Raw genomic sequence first — 17,546 nt, 5'->3', positions numbered from 1 at the left:
ATGAGGTTGTTATGGCAGGAATTAGTGTTTGGCAATTAGTCATTATTGCCGCAATTGTGGTGCTGTTATTTGGCACAAAAAAGCTCTCTCGAATAGGTGGTGATTTAGGGACATCAGTTAAAGGGTTTAAACGCGCTATGCACGATAAACCCAATGATGAAACCTAGTTAGCAATAAATTTTAGATAATATTACTGCCTTGTTCGGGGTCGCGAGATTGATCAGCTTGTTCGCGTATATCATCAGCATCGCTGCTGACATCATCTAAACTATGATCGGTGAGTGTTTTTGATGTTTGGGTAGGCGTGCTCGAATTACTATTTATTTGCTCTGTTTCGGTATTTAAAATAATTCGCTCGCGAGCATCATCAGGCATACTTATTTGCTCTGCTAAATAGGTATTGACCAGCTCTCGCATTAATTGTGAGGCCACTTTAATAGTACTGTGCTCGTTACTATTGACCCAAAAATAAATGGTTAGATTAAGGGTCGCTGAGCCTAATGAATCAATTAACACTTGGCTTGGCGGATCATTAATAACAGCCGAGTTTTGATTAACCACTTTCATCGCTAATTGTTGGGCATAGCGAATGTCATTATCGTAACCAATGCCAACATTAAAGTGACCCCGCATTTTCGGGTTTGCGGTGAGATTTTTAATGACGTTTTTATACACGGTCGCATTGGGAATTTGAATGTGATTGCCATCAAAATCAACCAAGGTGGTGGCGCGAGCCGTAACCTTTTTAACTACCCCTAAACGACCATCAACTTCGATAACATCATCAATACGAAAAGGGCGCTGCACACTAAGTAGCATACTCGAAATAAAGTTTTCGGCGATATCGCGAAAAGCAAAACCTAAAATAAGACCGACTAAGCCAGTACCACTCATAATCGCCACGGCAAAACTGGTGAGCCCTGCAAGACGCAAAAATAAGTACACGCCAAACAAGATGATAATGATGCTAAAAAAGCGCCTAGTCACCACATGTAAAAGTTTACTTTCACTGACAAAGCCAAGCGGTTTGATTAATAAATACGATAAAGGACGAGCTAATAAGTAGCAGATAATGATAGCTACAATACCGAGTGTCAGTGCAGGTAACATTTGCCATGTAGTATGTAAAAACTGCGTAACTTGAGAATTTAAGTCTTGCCAAGATAGACTCTCAGGAATTGCTTGTGACGTTACTGAAACTGTCGGTGTAAACAAACTAGCTAATTGATTTTTAATAAGTAAATAATAACTCATCGCACCGCTCCATGGACCTTTGTACTGTTTTTATAAGCTTAGCTTAATGCAATTCAGACGCCATTATTACTGGCAAGTTGTTTGCAGCTTGAGAGTGTTAAAGGCAATTATTTAGGTCGTTTATGAGTAAGGACAATCGTGGTTACCACGCTCGCTCACCGATGGAGATCCCAATTCGTGGTTGGTGGGATATCAGTAAGCGGGTTTATCACAACCTATCACAAGACAATTTATCTTTCGTGGCGGCAGGTGTGGCATTTTATGCCTTGTTGGCGATTTTCCCTGCGCTGGCGGCCATAGTCTCTGTGTATGCTTATTTTGCGTCGCCAACCGATATTTATGATCAGCTCGATAAAGTGATTGCTATTTTACCTGCAAGTAGCCGCGACATTATTTTGCTGCAAGTGAGTGGCATCACTCAGCAATCACAAAAGGTATTAAGTGTCAGCGCCATAGGGACCTTGTTATTAACGGTTTGGAGTAGTAGTAAAGGCTGCCAAGCACTGATCACTGCCTGCAACATTACTTATCATCAGCGCAATAAGCGCCAGTTTTTTATGGCATTAGTGGTGCGTTTTTTATTTTCGTTAGGTGCTATTGTGGTTGCGCTGGTGGCGTTATTGATCATTGGCATTTTACCGATAGTGCTTAACTTAGTTGGCTTAACTGAGCTTATCGATTTAATGATTAAGCTTGTTACTTGGCCGCTATTAGCCATTATATTTAATTGCGCTTTAGCATTTTTATATCGCTATGCACCTCACCGAACGCCTGCAAAATGGCGCTGGATCACCCCAGGCTCAATGCTTGCCACCTTACTGTGGATCATCGCATCAATAGGCTTTTCATATTATGTATCGCAATTTGCAAGTTATAACGAAACTTACGGATCGTTAGGTGGTGTGGTGATCATGTTGATGTGGCTTTATATCAGCGCATACATCATCATTTTTGGTGCGGCCATTAATGCCAGTGCTGAGCAGCAAACCTTAGTAGATAGCACCATAGGTCCAGAGAAAGAAGTGGGAGATCGCGGGGCAACAGTGGCTGATAGGTTAACCAGACAACAAAATAAGCATTCTCATAAATAGAATGATTAGTGCGAATTTTACTCATGGTTGTTAGTTAAATTAGCGCCTACAATCATTTCATACAATTTACGGGAGTAAAGTTATGAAAGTGATTCAACAATTAAATAGCCATGCCACACAAGATGGTGATGGTGTAAACATCAGCCGTATTCCAGGCTTTGATGGCAAGTATTTAGACCCTTTTTTAATGATCGATGAGCTGAAGTCTGATGATCACAGTGATTTTATGGGCGGCTTTCCTGCGCATCCTCACCGTGGTATTGAAACCTTTACGTACATTATTAAAGGTGGCTTTGAGCACCAAGATCAAATGGGTAACAAAAAAGCGATTCGCGCTGGTGATGTGCAGTGGATGAGTACCGGTTTTGGTGTGATCCACAGTGAAATGCCATTAGCAGATGCCAAAGAAGGTATGCACGGCTTTCAGATTTGGCTCAATATGCCAAGTGCCGAGAAGCTAAGAGCACCGCGATATCAAGATACCACTGAAGCGCCAGCACCAACGACTCAAAATGAGCAAGGTGTTGAGCTTAAAGCGTTGGCAGGAAGCTGGCAGTTTGCCGGTGAAAAGCAGGACTCAAGCCTACAAGACCTCGCCGCTGATGGCATGCTTGCTGATGTGACTTTACCGGCTGGTACGCAGTTTTACCATGCACCATTAGCGCAAACTAAGGTGATGATTTATATCCATACCGGAGAAATCCATACTGAACAGGGCGGTCCAGTTAAAGCGGGCAGCTTATTGATTTTAGAGCCTGGCAGTAACATTGAGTTTAACTCGCAAACTGGTGCTGGGGCGTTGATCCTAGCCGGTGAGCCGCTTAAGCAACCAATCGCTCATATGGGCCCGTTTGTAATGACAACCCAAGCTGAGTTACAGCAAGCAGTACGTGACTATCAGCTAGGTAAATTTGGCACACTATAGGAGGTTATTGTGGGATTACTAGTAAATGGCCAATGGCAAGATAAATGGTACGATACCGATAACAATCAAGGTGAGTTCAAACGTGAGGCAGCCCAGTTACGTAACTGGGTTACCGAAGATGGCAGTGCAGGGCAAAGCGGTGATGCGGGCTTTAAAGCTGAGAAAGGTCGTTACCATCTTTATGTCTCTTTAGCTTGCCCTTGGGCTCATCGCACTTTGATTTTTCGCCATTTAAAAGGCCTTGAAGATTATATCAGTGTGTCGGTTGTGAGCCCTGACATGCTAGAGCATGGCTGGACCTTTGATAAAGACAATCACAGCACCGGTGATGCACTTTTCGATAGCGACTTTATGCATCAAATTTATACGCGTAACAAAGCCGATTATTCAGGTCGTGTTACGGTTCCCGTGCTTTGGGATAAAAAAACGCGGCGTATTGTTAGCAACGAATCTGCTGAAATTATCAGAATGTTTAATAGCGCGTTTAATGCTCTAACAGGTAATGAACGCGACTTTTATCCGCAATCGTTACGTTCTGAAATTGATGAAGTTAATGAGTTTGTTTATCACAACATTAATAATGGGGTGTATCGTGCTGGCTTTGCGACAACGCAAGAAGCTTATACATCAGCCTTTGATAATCTCTTTGCCGCTCTAGATAAGATTGAGCAACGTTTAACAGCTAATCGTTATTTAGTGGGTGACACACTGACAGAGGCCGACTGGCGTTTATTTACTACTTTAATTCGCTTCGACAGTGTTTATGTGGGCCACTTTAAATGTAATTTGCGTACTATTGAGAGCTATCCGGCGATCAGCAACTATTTGCGTGAGTTATATCAAGTTGAAGGTGTAAGTAAGACCGTTGATTTTTATCATATAAAACGTCATTACTATTTTAGCCACACCATGATCAACCCAACTCAAGTTGTGCCAAAAGGGCCTGATATAGACTACGCTCGACCACATAATCGTGGTTAATAGACCTGATAACTAACAGTTTAATGGCTTGATTAAGCTGTTAGTTATAGCTATCCATGACTTTGCGGATGGTGTCGATGCCAAACATCACCTTTTGAATAAATGACTCTGAACTTTTCACTAAATTAAAGTTAGGGTGCTGAGACCAAACAGCTTGTAGTTTGTCATCAAGCAATATGGCTTGTTGATCAGATTCGTTTCTGACTGGGTTATTAGAATGAATACTCTGCCCAGATTTAGCAGCCGTTTCAAAAAAGATCACCGCATCATACTGATTAAGTTCGATTTCTAGGCTGGTTTTTAAGCACTGAAAAAACTCATCTTGTTCACCGGGCCAGTAGGCAAGGCCATCTAAGCTACCACGATCGCAAAGCATTAAACGATCTGGGTGCATGGTTCGCTGAATATGTTCAAGGTGTTTTTGTAAGCTGAAGATAGCTTGTTGATGGGCTTTGATAAGATGAGCTGAATCGCCTCGTTCTATACCACCACTGAAAAGCATGGTCGCAGACTCTGGCACCACGACAATTTGTTTTGAAAACTCACGTCTTAATAAATCGATGGCTGTTGTTTTGCCACCACCAGGTCCGCCTGTTAATACAATCCTTTTTTTCACCTTAGGTTTCCACAAATAGCTAGTGTGTGTTTAAAGTAATGAAAATGGATGGAAAAGAGAAGTAAAATGCACACTTTACATGATAAAGATCACAACAAACGCAGTAACCAGCTAAAGCGACCAATTTGTTTCAGTTTGCTGCTTTTTGGCTGTGGATCATTGAGCGCTTCGTAGCCCATACCCGCCGTAAAGGCACTGGCAATACCCACCTTACTGACAGCAAAACGTTTCAGGCGGTAATTAAATGCTTGATGATGCTGACGTTTAAGCTCATCTTGTAAATCCATTTGATGACTAAGCTCACCGACTTTGTGTTGTGGCTTATTGATAAAATAATCAATTAACATCATTCATCCTTATTAATATTCAGTAATTGACGAACGCTCTTGAGCGTATGATCAAAACCAATTTTACTGCTGACATAACCAATGTTTTTCCAAAGCCATGCAAGACAAAGCAATTGCAAAACAATCAATGAAACAGCAGATAACCACAATGATTGGCTAAAGCTAAATATCGCGATGCCTACAGTGGCAAGTAAGCCAGCCCAAAGTAGCACCAAGCCGCCTGCAAAACAGACGAGTAGAATTATTGTTAAGGCGAGTGAGCGTGTTGATAAGCGCCACTCCGTCGCGGCAAGCTGTTTGCAAAGCCCCGTTTGCTTGCGGTAGTCAATATAAAGCTGTTTGGCATAGTCAGATAATTTGGCAAGATGATCTTGCCACTGATCAGCGTTTAACGGCTGATCAGTGGCATCTTGCGTTTTCTCATCTGTAGATTGAGAAGATTGCATAACGATTACTTACGACGAATAAGTGCGGTTACTAGCATGCCTGCTGCAAATGCAATACCTGCTGTCGCAAGTGGGTTCTCAGATGCAAGCTTACGAGTTTTACCACTGTACTCATTAATTTTAGCGCGTGCTATAGCTTGCTTTTCAGAAAGCGTTTGAGCTGAGTTCGATGCACCTTGACGAACACTGTGCTCAGCACTTGCTGCACGCGATGATAATGCATCTACAGCGTGGTGCGCTGCTTCTGTTGCTTTTTCTGTGAATGGCGCCTCTACTTGAGCCGCGTTCGAGTGTGCACTGCCATTCGTTGCTGTGCTTGAGTTCGATTTTGAAGTTGCGGTAGTCATAATCATTCCTTAAAAATTGCCATTTAATTGGTAGTTAACCTGTCGCAACCTTCATACCAAATAGTAAAAGTTATTTTTTTCAATGCGTTATGTTTTTAAAACAGCTGTTGGTTGGAGAATACTCGTAACTCTTGCAGGGTGATTAAGTAAAAATTACAGAATAAGAAAGATGTGCGACTTATTTGTAATCATTCACTGGCTATTCATTAACCATTTATCCCCAATAGTTCGCCAATAAAATTGAAAAAAATTTTTTTTCGATGTTTACCACTTTTTCCCACGTAATTCATAGGCTTTGCCCGAGCCCTTATTTTTTCTGGCTTCACAAGGCGATTATGATGATCTGCTTACTTGACAAAAAGGCTTGTCAAGCCCTAAACTGGAGCACTGTGGTAAAAAGTGGTTTTTAGTGGATCAAACTGGATCGGAATTAATCATTAACGATTAACAACCTAATTTTTAAGGCAAGCTATGTTTCGGGGTGCGAGCTCTCTGAGTTTGGATGACAAAGGACGCTTTGCGGTACCAACAAAGTACCGAGATGCGATCTTGTCTGAAGATCAGGGAACGGTTATTTGCACTGTGGCCTTAAACGAACCGTGTTTGTGGTTATATCCGTTAGCAGAATGGCTCGAAATTGAAGAACGATTATTAAAAATTTCGAACATGAATCCACGCGCTCGCCGTATGCAACGTATGTTGCTCGGTAATGCTACAGAGTATCAACTAGATAAAAATGGCCGAATTTTGCTGGCGCCGTCGCTACGCGCACATGCAGAACTTGGAAAAAAATCATGTTGGTTGGCTTGATGAACAAATTTGAAATTTGGGATGAAGATCGTTGGCATGAACAAATGCGCCAAGATACTGAAATTGAACGCCTAGGCGATTTTGAGGCGAATCCTGAATTCGATAACTTTTCACTCTAACCACAATAATAAAAAGGCAAAAAATAGCTAATGACAGCGCAATTTGAACATGTCTCTGTACTGATGGACGAAACCATAGATGCTTTGGATATTAAACCCGAAGGCATTTACATGGATGGCACATTTGGTCGCGGTGGACACTCTGGACAAATTCTTGCGCGATTAAGTGAGCAAGGTCGCTTACAAGCGATTGACCAAGATCCACAAGCTATTAAAGCTGCCGAAAAATTTGCTGATGATGCACGCTTCTCGATTGCTCACACTCGCTTTTCAAATCTTAAAACGGTTGCCGAAGATAACGATTTAATCGGCAAGGTTGACGGTATTTTGTTAGATATCGGCGTTTCTTCACCGCAACTTGATGATGCTGAGCGCGGTTTTAGCTTTATGAAAGATGGCCCGCTTGATATGCGTATGGACCCAACCAGTGGTCGCAGTGCGGCACAATGGCTAGCAGAAGCTGAACTTGAAGATATTACTCATGTGATTAAAACCTACGGCGAAGAAAAGTTTGGTCGTCGTATTGCTCATAAAATTATTGAAACACGTGAGCACACACCGATCATCAGCACTAAGCAGCTTGCTGACTTAGTCGATGAAGCGGTGCCAGTGAAAGATAAATATAAACACCCAGCTACAAGAACATTCCAAGCGATCCGTATTTATATCAACAGTGAGCTTGAAGAAATTCAAACTGCACTGCAAGCCGCTGTTGAGGTGTTAAAACCAGGTGGACGTTTAGTCGTTATTTCGTTCCACTCGTTAGAAGATCGCATTGTTAAGCAGTTTATTAAAAAACAGAGTAAGGGAGAGGCGATACCCAGAGGTCTGCCTTTGACTGACGCACAAATAAATAAAAACCTGACGTTAAAGGCAGTGGGTAAAGCCATTAAGCCAAGTAAGGCGGAAATTGAAGCGAACCCGCGCTCACGCAGTTCGGTGTTAAGGATTGCACAGAGGTTGTAATGAAAGCTAAAGCGGTGAATCGCCAACCTAATTTATTTGTAGAGATTTTTAAAGGCCTAGGAGCTAATAAGCTGACCTTGGCCTTGTTGGTTGTGATTCTGGCTTCAAGCTTAAGTGTAGTTCAGGTGACGCACTTAGCTCGTCAACAATTAATAAAGCAAGATAAATTATTGCAAGAGCGCGATGAACTCGATTTAGAGTGGCGTTACTTGCTTGTAGAAGAAGAGTTTTATTCTCAGCATGCGCGCATTGAAGAAGTGGCGACCATGCAATTAGAAATGAAACGGCTAACTAGCAAAGATGAACAAGTGGTGGTGCTGCAATGAGAAGCAGAGGGAAAAAGCCAACAAATACCTTGATCACATGGCGTTTTTCGCTGGTGTGTTCAGTGGTGTTTTTAGTATTCATGTCGCTGGTTGCACGAGCCGCATTTTTACAAGTGATTGAACCAGACAAAGCGCGTTCTGAAAGTGACAAACGCACTGTACGAGTTGAAAAACAACATGTGCAGCGAGGTATGATCTTCGATCGCAATGGTAAAGAATTAGCAGTCAGTGTGCCTGTGGTGAGTGTGTATGCCGATCCTAAAGCTCTGAACAAGTCTCTGATCAGTAAAGTACTTCGTCAAGCCCGCAAAAACGGCGAGGACCAACAAGCGCTTGCTGAAAACACCGCTGAATTAGATAAACGTATTGCCGCTTATTATAACAATGACATCCGTTGGCGTGAGCTTGCGGATGTATTACGTATTGAACCAAGCAAAATTAATTCTCGCCTGCGTGATAACCCAAAACGTCGTTTTGTGTATCTAAAACGTCAGGTTACCCCTGCCGTTGCTAACTATATTGGTGACCTTCGTTTACCTGGTATCCATTTGCTGGATGAGTCGAAACGTTATTACCCTGCTGGTGAAGTGACGGCTCATGTTGTTGGTTTCACCAACATTGATGGTCATGGTATCGAAGGGATTGAAAAGCTGTATGAAAAATCGTTAACCGGTGTTGAAGGGCAACGTACCATCCGTAAAGATGCGCAAGGCCGTGAAGTCGAAGTACTCGATGAACGTGAGCGTGTAGAACCAGAAAACATCCATTTAAGTATCGACCAGCGTATTCAAGCAATTGCCTATAAAGCATTAAAATCTGCGGTATTAACATACAAAGCAACATCGGGTTCAGCCATGGTTGTGGACGTTAAAACCGGTGAAGTGTTAGCCATGGTAAATAGCCCATCTTTTAACCCAAACAATCTTAATGATGCAGCTCCTCATAAGCGTCGTAACCGTGCAATTACCGATTTGTTTGAGCCTGGCTCAACTGTTAAGCCGCTAGCCATTTTGGCTGGTTTAGACTACGGCACAATTCAACCGGATTCAATCGTTGATACTTCCCCAGGCTGGATGCGCGTTGGCGGAAGCCTAGTACAAGATACGCGTAATCACGGCAAGATGACGTTAAGAGAAATCTTAAAGTATTCAAGTAATATGGGTGTAACAAAGGTGAGTCAAGAACTACCAAAAGACTACTTTGTAAGCCTGTATGAAAAAGTCGGATTTGGCAGCGACAGTGGCACGGGCATGGTTGGTGAAAGCAGTGGTTTATTTTATCCAAATCGCCGCTGGTCAGATCATGAAATTGCCGCATTATCATTTGGCTATAACCTCGCTGTAAGTACCGCACAAATGGCGCGCTTTTATGCGATGTTAGGTTCAGGTGGCGTGATGCGTCCGCTTACGGTACTTAAACAAGAGTCAATTCCTGAAGGTGAGCGAGTTTTTCAGCAAAAAGACGTTGAAGCTGTTGTTCACATGATGGAAAGCGTGTTTGAGAAAGGCGGTACCGCACAAAAGGTTCATGTTGATGGCTATCGCGCAGCAGCAAAAACAGGGACTTCTAAAAAAGCCGCGGTAGGTGGTTACGGTGACGAGTACGTCGGCTATATTGCTGGCCTTGCACCAGCGAGTAACCCACGCTTAGCGGTAGTAGTAATGATTAACGAACCAGGTGGAGATGTTTATTACGGCGGTGCGACGGCAGGTCCTGCATTTGCAGAGATTGTCTCCAATGCCTTAAGAATTCTCAACGTTGCACCGGACAAAGATGCGGTTGCGTACGTAGAAGGCAAAGATAACGATGCGTGATTTAAAACCGATTCTTAATCATATTGATGTTGAGGCCAATAGTTTAGTGGTCAATCAACTACGTCTTGATAGCCGAGATGTCAAAGCTGGCGATGTGTTTGTTGCCATAAAAGGCCATCAACTCGATGGCGGACAGTTTATTGAAAAAGCCATTGAAAATGGTGCGGTGGCAGTCATTGCCGACCGTTTATGTGAGTTCGAAAGTGATTTTGAACCACTTTATCTAGTAACCGATTTAGCGAAAAAGCTGCCTGCACTTGCAGCTGCTTTTTACCAACAGCCATCAAAGCAGCTGGATTTAGTGGGTGTGACAGGCACCAATGGTAAATCGACTACCACAGCGATGATCGCGCACTTAGCGCAGCACTGCCATAAACGTGCAGCTGTGATTGGTACGCTCGGTTATGGGCATCCTGATAACCTGACCGAGCTTGCAAACACCACACCATCGAGTGTTGATTTACAACGTATTTTATCTGAGCTTGTTGCAGAGCAGAATGATGTTGTGGCTATGGAAGTTTCATCTCATGGCTTAGTACAACAACGCGTTGATCAGTGTAAATTTAAAGCTGCAGTGTTTACTAATCTTTCACGGGATCACTTAGATTATCATGGCACGATGGATGCCTATGGTGATGCGAAGTTGATGTTAATGCGTGACCATATGCCTGAGCTTGTAGTGCTTAATCAAGACGATGCGCAAGTTGAAGCATGGTTAGATAAATACGACTTTAATAACCTGATTTGTTATGGGCATAAAAATTTACCACCTGAAAACGCACGTTTTGTTTATTTCAGCGATGTAACTTATGATAACGCCGGTATTTCAGCGAAGTTCGATACCAGCTGGGGACAAGCTGAAGTTAACAGTACACTATTTGGTGAATTTAACCTTTATAACTTAGCCGCTGCAATGGCCACTTTATTAGGTATGGGTTACCCGCTTAATTTACTTGTTGAAGGGTGTAAAACATTACAGCCTGTAGCAGGGCGTATGCAGGCATTTAGTGCGCCAGGTCAACCGACTTGTATTGTTGACTATGCCCACACTCCTGATGCATTAGCACTGGCATTACAAGCATTGCAAAAACATGTTCCAGGTGGCGTGAGCTGTGTGTTTGGCTGTGGTGGCGACCGAGATAAAGGCAAGCGCCCGATGATGGCAAAAGCTGCTGAAGGTAATGCAAACCGTATTATTATCACCAGTGATAACCCGAGAAGTGAAGACCCAGACGCTATTATCGCAGATGTGATTGCAGGGCTTGAACAGCCTGAGCGAGCACATTGTGAAGCAGACCGCGCACAAGCTATTAGCTATGCCATCGCACAAGCGGGGGCTGATGATGTCATTCTTATTGCAGGTAAAGGCCACGAAGACTATCAAATTATTGGCGACCAACGAATCGACTTCTGCGATCGTCAATATGTACAACAACAATTAAAAGAAAAATCGCAAGGGGCGCAGTTATGATCCCTATGGATTTTGATTGGCTAGCTAAAGTTCTAGCAACAGATTACCAAGGTGGTAATCAAACGGTAAAAAATATTAACACTGACACCCGTACGTTGTGCGATGGTGAAGTGTTTTTAGCGCTACAAGGGCCTAATTTTGATGGTCATAAATTTGTTGCGCAAGCAAAAGAAAAAGGGGCGATAGCTGCCATTGTAGCTCGTCCTGTTAATGTCGATATTGTGCAGTTTGTGGTCAGTGATACACGTATTGCGCTTGGCCAAATTGGCGCAGCTGTGATGGCACAGGTCGCGCCAAAAACAATCGCTATCACAGGTAGCGTGGGTAAAACGACCGTTAAAGAAATGTGTGCGGCGATTTTATCTGGTCATGGTGAAGTACTGGCCACAAAAGGCAACTTTAATAATGACATTGGTGTACCACTAACATTGTTACGCCTTGAGCCACAGCACCAATATGCAGTGATTGAGTTAGGTGCAAACCACATTGGTGAAATAGCTTACACCGTTGCAATGACAAAACCTGATGTTGCTGTGGTATGTAATGTTGCCGCTTCTCACTTAGAAGGCTTTGGCTCATTACAAGGTGTTGCAACGGCAAAAGGCGAAATCTATGACGGCTTAAAGCCTAATGGGGTTGCTATCGTCAATTGCGATAGCGACTTTGCCGATTTTTGGCTTGATAAACTAACTGATCGCAACGTAAAACGTTTTTCTACTAGCCAACAATTAGATTATTGGGCAGAAGATGTGGTGCTTGATGAACAAGCGCGCGCTTCTTTCATGCTTTGTAATAAAGATAAAAAAATACCTGTCACGCTCGCGTTACCGGGCAAACATAATATTGCTAATGCGTTAATTGCAACTGCCTTAACCACTGAGTTGGGTGTAAGCCTAGAAAGCGTAGCATCAGCGCTGGCAACCATGGGCGAAGTTAAAGGCCGCGTTAACGTCCTTAAAGTGTCAGACACATTGACGGTGATTGACGATACCTACAACGCAAATGTGCAGTCGGTGAAAGCGGCAATTGATTTATTAAGTGATATGCCGGGGCGTCGTATTTTTGCGTTAGGTGATATGGGCGAGCTTGGTGAAGAAGCGCGTTTTTATCATCAACAAGTCGGTGAATATGCACAGCAAAAAGGCATTGATGAACTTTATAGCTTAGGCGTATTAAGTAAATCAGCCAGTGATGTCTTTGAAAAGCCAAACCGCCACTTCTCAAGCCGTGAACAATTATTACAACAATTACAAAGTGAGCTTGCTCAATCGACGCAAAAAACCACAGTTGTTGTAAAAGGTTCGCGCAGTTCTCGTATGGAGCTTGTGGTCACAGATTTAGTAAATAGCCAGCAAAATGGCAACAATGGAGTATCGTCATGTTAGTTTGGCTGGCCGAGTATTTAACACAGTATTACAGTGGTTTTAATGTTTTTTCTTACCTAACAGCGCGCGCAATTTTAGGTATTTTAACAGCGCTGCTTATCTCACTTTATTTTGGCCCTAAGCTAATTCGTGCATTACAAAAAATGCAGATTGGTCAGGTGGTTCGTCACGATGGTCCAGAGTCACACCTATCTAAAAAAGGTACGCCAACTATGGGCGGTATTTTGATTTTAGGAGCGATTTTTACTAGCACATTACTGTGGGCAGACCTTTCAAATAAATATGTTTGGGCAACCTTATTTGTCGTGGGCTCGTTAGGTGTGGTTGGTTTTATTGATGACTACCGTAAAGTGATCCGCAAAGACCCTAAAGGCTTAATTGCGAAGTGGAAATACTTTTGGCAATCAGTGATTGCGTTAGTGGTTGCCAGTGCGCTTTATTTTACCTCGCAGCAAGGCAGCGAAACCTCGTTAGTTGTGCCGTTTTTCAAAGACGTTTTACCACAGCTTGGCTTGTTTTATATCGTGATGACTTATTTTGTAATTGTCGGTACGTCGAACGCGGTAAACCTGACAGATGGCCTTGATGGTTTAGCGATTGTGCCAACCATTTTAGTAGCGGCAGCACTTGCCATTATTGCTTACTTAACTGGTAACGTTAATTTCTCAAGCTACCTACACATTCCTCATTTGCCGCTCGCCAGTGAGCTTGTGGTTGTGTGTACTGCGATTGTCGGGGCTGGGCTTGGTTTCTTATGGTTTAACACCTACCCAGCACAGGTATTTATGGGTGATGTAGGCTCATTAGCACTGGGCGGTGCTTTGGGTATTATTGCGGTGCTGGTTCGCCAAGAACTGGTACTTATCATCATGGGTGGTGTGTTTGTAATGGAAGCATTATCGGTGATTTTACAAGTAGGCTCATACAAATTACGTGGCCAACGTATTTTTAGAATGGCGCCTATTCACCACCATTATGAATTAAAGGGTTGGCCTGAGCCGCGCGTTATTGTGCGCTTTTGGATTATTTCAATCGTGCTAGTACTTGCTGGCCTTGCGACATTAAAGATCAGGTAAATGATTGTAATTAACGAGATTAAAAACAAACAAATTTCAGTGCTCGGACTCGGTGTAACCGGTCTGGGCATTGTGCGTTTTTTATTGTCTCAGAATATTAAGCCAATTGTTGTTGATAGCCGCACAGCGCCGCCGGGGGCTGATTGGCTAAATGAGCATGCCAGTGAGTTAACGACTCACTTTGGTGACTTAGAACAGGCAGACTTAGCCAGCAATGACATTATTATCATCAGCCCTGGTTTAAGCCTCGCTACACCCGCTGTAGCAAAGGCAATTGATGCTGGTGTTGAAGTGATTGGTGATGTTGAGCTTTTTGCTCGATTGACGGATAAGCCGATTGTCGCGGTGACTGGCTCAAATGGTAAGTCGACAGTGGTTACATTGGCGTTTGAAGTGCTTAAAGCGGCTGGTTATAAAGTTGGCCTTGGTGGCAACATTGGTACTGCGGTGCTTGATTTACTCTCGCAAGACTACGATGTATATGTACTTGAGCTGTCGAGTTTTCAACTTGATACCACGCACAGCTTAAAAGCAAAAAGTGCTTGTGTCTTGAATGTGAGTGAAGATCACCTTGATCGTTACCCAAGCTACCAAGCATACATTGACTCTAAGCAAAGTATTTATAACGGCTCTGAGCTTGCGGTAGTCAATGCTATTGATGTGGCAACGCACACTGCAAAGCAACCTCAAGTGAGCTTTGCACTTGCCAATGCAGATTTTGCCTTGGTTGAACATCACGGTGAGCAATACTTTGCAGCACACGGTAAACCAGTGTTGCCTGCAAGCTGTTTGCAAGTTGTTGGCTCGCACAACCAACAAAATGCGCTCGCGGTGATGGCGTTATTGAGTCCGTTTAGCATCTCTACAGCGCATTATCAGCAAGCGTTTAGTGCATTTACTGGACTTGCCCATCGTTGCCAGTTTGTCGCCGAAATTAATGAAGTGAAATACTTTAACGATTCAAAGGCGACCAATGTTGGTGCGACTATCGTCGCGATTGAAAGCTTAGCTGATCAAGCAAAGCAACTAGTTGTGATTGCCGGTGGTGATGCAAAAGGGGCAGATTTAGATGCCTTAAAGCCTTATTTAAATGACAAAGTGAAAGCGCTTATTTGTTTTGGTAAGGATGCTAAAGCACTTGTGGCATTAACCGAAAAAGGCCACCTAACCACCAACATGCATGAAGCTGTGCAGTTAGCTAAACAGCTAAGCAGCAGCGGCGATATCGTTTTATTAGCACCTGCTTGTGCCAGCATCGATATGTATAACAACTATATGCAACGTGGCGATGACTTTGCGCAGTGCGTATTGGCGGAGGCAGTATGATCGCATTTGCTGACATCCGGGAAGCATTAACACCAAAGCAATCGCCACAACTTTATGATGTGCCGTTGCTGTATTGCATGTTGATGTTGATAGGTGTTGGTTTTGTGATGGTAACCAGTGCGTCAATGCCAACTGCCGAGCGAATTTTTGATAATCCGTACCACATTATTATTCGTCATAGCATGTTTTTAATCATGGGCTTTTTCTTGTTTTGGATAGCCACTAATGTGCCTATGGATTGGTGGAAACGCAGTAACGCTTATTTATTATTACTGGGTTTAGGTTTACTCGTTTTGGTGCTGATTGTTGGCCGTGAAGTGAATGGCGCAAAACGTTGGATACCAATCGGCCCAGTTGGTTTTCAGGTAGCCGAGGCTGCGAAGTTGTATTTCTTTAGTTACATTGCCGGTTACTTAGTGCGTAAACGTGAAGAAGTGCAAGAGAACTTAAAAGGTTTCTTTAAGCCATTAGCTGTGTTTGGTGTGTATGCGTTTTTGATTTTAATGCAACCAGATTTAGGCACCGTGGTGGTGTTGTTTGTGACTACTGTAGGCTTACTGTTTTTAGCCGGTGCTAAGTTATGGCAGTTTTTTGGTCTTATCTTAACGGGTATAGCAGCCGTTGTGGTTTTGATTATCGCTGAACCATACCGTATGGCTCGTGTTACAGGCTTTTTAGAGCCATGGGAAGATCCATTCGGTAAAGGTTATCAGTTAGTACAATCGTTAATGGCATACAGCCAAGGTGGCTGGTTTGGTCAAGGCTTAGGTAATAGTGTACAAAAACTACAATATCTTCCAGAAGCACATAATGACTTTATCTTTGCTGTGATTGGTGAAGAGCTCGGCTTTTTTGGCGTAGTGAGTATCTTGATGGTACTCGGTGTGTTTGTATTCAGAGCCTTGTTGATTGGTCAAAAAGCGCTGAAATGTGGCAAAGAGTACGAAGGCTATTTTGCCTTTGCTATTGGTATCTGGTTTGCGTTTCAAACCATGGTAAATATTGGCGCAAGTGCAGGTATTTTACCAACAAAAGGCTTAACGCTACCGTTTATTTCTTACGGTGGTTCAAGCTTATTAATTATGACCATAGCAACAGGTGTACTTTTGCGAATAGATTTTGAAACAAAAATGGCGACTAAGCAGGCTACCTCTCGTGGAGGTAAGCGATGAGTAAAAAATTACTTGTAGTTGCAGGTGGTACCGGTGGCCATATTTTCCCAGGTATTGCTGTTGCTGACTTTTTAAAGCAACAAGGCTGGCAAGTTAGCTGGATTGGTACGCCTGATAGAATGGAAGCAACTGTGGTTCCTAAACACAACATTGAGATTGATTTTATCAATGTGAAAGGTGTGCGTGGTAATGGAATTAAACGCTTGATTAAAGCGCCATTTATGGTGATGAATGCGATTTTTCAAGCACGTAAAATTTTAAAAGCACAAAAGCCTGATGTTGTTCTTGCTATGGGTGGCTATGTGACCGGACCTACTGGGATTGCAGCAAAGAGCTTAGGTATTCCTTTGGTTATTCATGAGCAAAATGCGGTTGCAGGTATGAGTAACCGCTGGTTAGCAAAGTTTGCCAATAAAGTGTTAGCCGCTTTTCCATCGGCTTTTGTAAAAGAACAATGTGAAGTGGTGGGTAATCCGGTCAGAGCCAGTGTTGCAAATGTCACCGCTAAGCAAACAACGACACCGATCAATGTGCTTGTGGTGGGTGGTTCACTTGGTGCGCAGGTACTTAATGAGACTTTACCTGCTGTATTCAGTGAACTTTCAGCGCTAACAACGCTTAATATATGGCACCAAACAGGTAAAAATAATGAACCGAATGTGACTGCGAGCTATCAACAGTTAGGATTAGCTGAAAATAGCAAAGTTGCTGAATTCATTGATGATATGGATAGTGCATATCAATGGGCCGATTTGGTAATTTGCCGCGCTGGTGCGTTAACGGTCAGTGAGATTGCCGCGACGGGTCGAATGGCATTATTTGTGCCTTTCCCACATGCTGTCGACGACCATCAAACTGCCAATGCAAAATATTTAGTGACAGAACATGCCGCGCTGATTATGCAGCAAAGCGAGTTCAACAAAACTGCGGTCGTTGAGTTATTAACACCGTACGTAAACGCACCAGAAAAAATTTCAACAATGGCAAGTAAAGCAAAACAACTTGCTATTTTAGATGCCACAGCCAATGTAGCAAAACGCTGTGAGCAACTAGCAGATAGAAGAGATTAGTAGT

17 protein-coding genes and 2 pseudogenes are annotated in these 17,546 nt (G+C 43.1%); 14 read left to right on the top strand and 5 right to left on the bottom strand.

All coding sequences use genetic code 11. The features are described from left to right. Positions 1-11: 11 nt before the first annotated feature. Positions 12-161: pseudogene (tatA, locus tag P4S60_RS14095) on the top strand (twin-arginine translocase TatA/TatE family subunit); the annotation flags it as partial. Positions 162-180: 19 nt separating this feature from the next. Here the strand turns inward: tatA and P4S60_RS14090 are convergent. After that, positions 181-1,254 carry a mechanosensitive ion channel family protein gene (locus P4S60_RS14090; RefSeq protein WP_337116361.1) on the bottom strand — a complete coding sequence of 358 codons (1,074 nt, stop codon included), beginning with the start codon at positions 1,252-1,254 and terminating at the stop codon, positions 181-183. Between the two features lie 122 nt (positions 1,255-1,376). On the opposite strand from P4S60_RS14090, the gene P4S60_RS14085 reads away from it, so the two are divergent. The 3 genes from P4S60_RS14085 to P4S60_RS14075 all read left to right on the top strand — a co-directional run bounded on the left by P4S60_RS14085 (position 1,377) and on the right by P4S60_RS14075 (position 4,251). After that, positions 1,377-2,345, top strand: coding sequence for a YihY/virulence factor BrkB family protein (locus P4S60_RS14085; RefSeq protein ID WP_337116360.1), 969 nt, complete (start codon positions 1,377-1,379; stop codon positions 2,343-2,345). A gap of 82 nt (positions 2,346-2,427) precedes the next feature. Then, positions 2,428-3,270, top strand: a complete 843-nt coding sequence (locus tag P4S60_RS14080; RefSeq protein ID WP_062566500.1) for a pirin family protein — start codon at positions 2,428-2,430, stop codon at positions 3,268-3,270. Between the two features lie 9 nt (positions 3,271-3,279). Further along, positions 3,280-4,251 (top strand): glutathione S-transferase family protein, encoded by a 972-nt coding sequence (locus P4S60_RS14075; RefSeq protein WP_337116359.1) that lies wholly within the window; start codon positions 3,280-3,282, stop codon positions 4,249-4,251. 40 nt (positions 4,252-4,291) lie between these two features. Here the strand turns inward: P4S60_RS14075 and P4S60_RS14070 are convergent, their stop codons facing one another. The 4 genes from P4S60_RS14070 to P4S60_RS14055 all read right to left on the bottom strand — a co-directional run bounded on the left by P4S60_RS14070 (position 4,292) and on the right by P4S60_RS14055 (position 6,007). Continuing rightward, positions 4,292-4,867 (bottom strand): AAA family ATPase, encoded by a 576-nt coding sequence (locus tag P4S60_RS14070; protein WP_337116358.1) that lies wholly within the window; start codon positions 4,865-4,867, stop codon positions 4,292-4,294. 89 nt (positions 4,868-4,956) lie between these two features. Continuing rightward, complete coding sequence (locus tag P4S60_RS14065) at positions 4,957-5,214, bottom strand: hypothetical protein (protein WP_337116357.1); 258 nt, start codon at positions 5,212-5,214, stop codon at positions 4,957-4,959. Continuing rightward, complete coding sequence (locus P4S60_RS14060; protein WP_337116356.1) at positions 5,214-5,660, bottom strand: hypothetical protein; 447 nt, start codon at positions 5,658-5,660, stop codon at positions 5,214-5,216. Before P4S60_RS14060 ends, P4S60_RS14065 begins: the two co-directional genes overlap by 1 nt. Before the next feature lie 5 nt (positions 5,661-5,665). Continuing rightward, positions 5,666-6,007 (bottom strand): DUF883 domain-containing protein, encoded by a 342-nt coding sequence (locus tag P4S60_RS14055; RefSeq protein WP_337116355.1) that lies wholly within the window; start codon positions 6,005-6,007, stop codon positions 5,666-5,668. A 471-nt stretch (positions 6,008-6,478) separates the two neighbouring features. Here P4S60_RS14055 and mraZ point away from each other — a divergent pair. The 10 genes and pseudogenes from mraZ (at position 6,479) to murG (ending at position 17,542) form a co-directional block, all read left to right on the top strand. Continuing rightward, positions 6,479-6,936 (top strand): annotated as a pseudogene (gene mraZ / locus P4S60_RS14050) (division/cell wall cluster transcriptional repressor MraZ). 30 nt (positions 6,937-6,966) lie between these two features. After that, positions 6,967-7,902, top strand: coding sequence for a 16S rRNA (cytosine(1402)-N(4))-methyltransferase RsmH (gene rsmH, locus P4S60_RS14045; protein ID WP_337116354.1), 936 nt, complete (start codon positions 6,967-6,969; stop codon positions 7,900-7,902). Then, positions 7,902-8,228 (top strand): cell division protein FtsL, encoded by a 327-nt coding sequence (gene ftsL, locus P4S60_RS14040; protein WP_119852496.1) that lies wholly within the window; start codon positions 7,902-7,904, stop codon positions 8,226-8,228. The genes rsmH and ftsL overlap by 1 nt, the downstream gene beginning before the upstream one ends. Next, the gene (locus P4S60_RS14035; RefSeq protein ID WP_337116353.1) at positions 8,225-10,042 is read left to right on the top strand and encodes a penicillin-binding transpeptidase domain-containing protein; all 1,818 of its coding nucleotides are present in this window, start codon (positions 8,225-8,227) and stop codon (positions 10,040-10,042) included. Before ftsL ends, P4S60_RS14035 begins: the two co-directional genes overlap by 4 nt. Beyond that, a complete protein-coding gene (murE, locus tag P4S60_RS14030; RefSeq protein ID WP_337116352.1) occupies positions 10,035-11,513 on the top strand; it encodes a UDP-N-acetylmuramoyl-L-alanyl-D-glutamate--2,6-diaminopimelate ligase in 1,479 nt (492 codons plus the stop codon). The genes P4S60_RS14035 and murE overlap by 8 nt, the downstream gene beginning before the upstream one ends. Next, a complete protein-coding gene (locus P4S60_RS14025; protein WP_337116351.1) occupies positions 11,510-12,898 on the top strand; it encodes a UDP-N-acetylmuramoyl-tripeptide--D-alanyl-D-alanine ligase in 1,389 nt (462 codons plus the stop codon). The genes murE and P4S60_RS14025 overlap by 4 nt, the downstream gene beginning before the upstream one ends. Continuing rightward, positions 12,892-13,974, top strand: coding sequence for a phospho-N-acetylmuramoyl-pentapeptide-transferase (gene mraY, locus P4S60_RS14020; RefSeq protein WP_337116350.1), 1,083 nt, complete (start codon positions 12,892-12,894; stop codon positions 13,972-13,974). The genes P4S60_RS14025 and mraY overlap by 7 nt, the downstream gene beginning before the upstream one ends. Continuing rightward, positions 13,975-15,300, top strand: a complete 1,326-nt coding sequence (gene murD / locus P4S60_RS14015; protein ID WP_337116349.1) for a UDP-N-acetylmuramoyl-L-alanine--D-glutamate ligase — start codon at positions 13,975-13,977, stop codon at positions 15,298-15,300. Continuing rightward, on the top strand, positions 15,297-16,472 hold the full coding sequence (ftsW, locus tag P4S60_RS14010) for a cell division protein FtsW (RefSeq protein ID WP_337116347.1): 1,176 nt from the start codon (positions 15,297-15,299) through the stop codon (positions 16,470-16,472). The genes murD and ftsW overlap by 4 nt, the downstream gene beginning before the upstream one ends. Continuing rightward, on the top strand, positions 16,469-17,542 hold the full coding sequence (gene murG / locus P4S60_RS14005) for an undecaprenyldiphospho-muramoylpentapeptide beta-N-acetylglucosaminyltransferase (protein WP_337116346.1): 1,074 nt from the start codon (positions 16,469-16,471) through the stop codon (positions 17,540-17,542). The genes ftsW and murG overlap by 4 nt, the downstream gene beginning before the upstream one ends. Positions 17,543-17,546: the final 4 nt, after the last annotated feature.

This window comes from Pseudoalteromonas sp. Hal040 (assembly GCF_037162425.1).
GTDB lineage: Bacteria > Pseudomonadota > Gammaproteobacteria > Enterobacterales > Alteromonadaceae > Pseudoalteromonas > Pseudoalteromonas gelatinilytica.
This window is presented reverse-complemented; position numbering and strand designations above follow the sequence as displayed.